The 1,329-nt window shown below is 34.7% G+C and carries 1 tRNA gene and 2 rRNA genes; all 3 read left to right on the top strand.

Features of this window, described 5'->3' with window-relative positions:
* Positions 1–8: 8 nt before the first annotated feature.
* Positions 9–125, top strand: a 5S ribosomal RNA gene (rrf, locus tag Ctaglu_RS24705).
* A gap of 7 nt (positions 126–132) precedes the next feature.
* Positions 133–209 (top strand) — tRNA-Ile (locus Ctaglu_RS24700).
* Between the two features lie 771 nt (positions 210–980).
* A 16S ribosomal RNA gene (locus Ctaglu_RS24695) occupies positions 981–1,329 on the top strand; the annotation flags it as partial.

Genomic DNA, 1,329 nt, shown 5'->3' with positions numbered 1-1,329 from the left:
TTTCTCAATCTGGTGATTATGGCATGAAGGTAACACCCCTTCCCATACCGAACAGGTCGGTTAAGCTTCAATGCGCCAATGGTACTGCAGGGGTAACTTTGTGGGAGAGTAGGTCGTCGCCAGGTAAAAAATGGATCTTTAGCTCAGCTGGTTAGAGCTACCGGCTCATAACCGGTCGGTCCGGGGTTCGAGTCCCTGAAGGTCCACCAAAAGACAGTTCTATTAGAACTGTCTTTTTATTTTCGTTATGTATTGTAGTTTAAAAACTATATGCTATGTAAGTTGTAGTAATACATTTTTTTATTAACATAAATCATGCGAATATGTGGGGATAATGTGGATACATTTTGTATAAATTATAATAAAATATACTTTTAATATAAATATACTTACAAAAGCAAAACTGTAAAGTTAGGTTTTATATTTACTCACATATATTAAAGAAGGGTTGGCATAATTATTTATGTTAATTTTTTTATTTAAAAGTGTTTTATTTTAAATAACATTAAAATTATTAAGACTTTGCATATAAATTCTAAATAATTAAAGAATAAGATAAAGCATTAACATGTATTGTATGAAGTAAAATTTAATAATAATTGCTTTTATAAAGGAAAGCTAACAAGAAACATATGTACACTTATTCAGGCGTGTCAGTATAGTTAATTCTTAGTATTTTCGAGTAATATAGAGTAAATGAATACTAATGTCATTATATAAACATTAGTTTAAATACAAAACTATATTCTTATGATAAGATATTCCTTGTCGTTACGAATAATTAACGATAAAGACAAATTGGTCTTTGAAAATTAAACAGAGAAATAGGTAAAATAGCGAAATAATATTTCGTTAGACCAGTTAATTACTTTAGATAAAAAAGTAATTTTAGTCGTAAGACTAAAAAGTATGTAATGAGCTTGCGTAACAACTTAACAGTTGGCGCAGATTATTCATTTCAAATAAAAAGTGTAAACTTTTAAATTGAGAGTTTGATCCTGGCTCAGGACGAACGCTGGCGGCGTGCCTAACACATGCAAGTCGAGCGATGAAACCCTTCGGGGTGGATTAGCGGCGGACGGGTGAGTAACACGTGGGTAACCTGCCTCAAAGAGGGGAATAGCCTCCCGAAAGGGAGATTAATACCGCATAATATGTTTTGATCGCATGATTGAAACATCAAAGGAATTTTCTTTTAGAGAATTCCACTTTGAGATGGACCCGCGGCGCATTAGCTAGTTGGTGAGGTAACGGCCCACCAAGGCAACGATGCGTAGCCGACCTGAGAGGGTGATCGGCCACATTGGAACTGAGACACGGTCCAGACTC

The sequence above is a fragment of the Clostridium tagluense genome, from assembly GCF_003865095.1.
GTDB classification, from domain to species: domain Bacteria; phylum Bacillota; class Clostridia; order Clostridiales; family Clostridiaceae; genus Clostridium_AD; species Clostridium_AD tagluense.
This window is presented reverse-complemented; position numbering and strand designations above follow the sequence as displayed.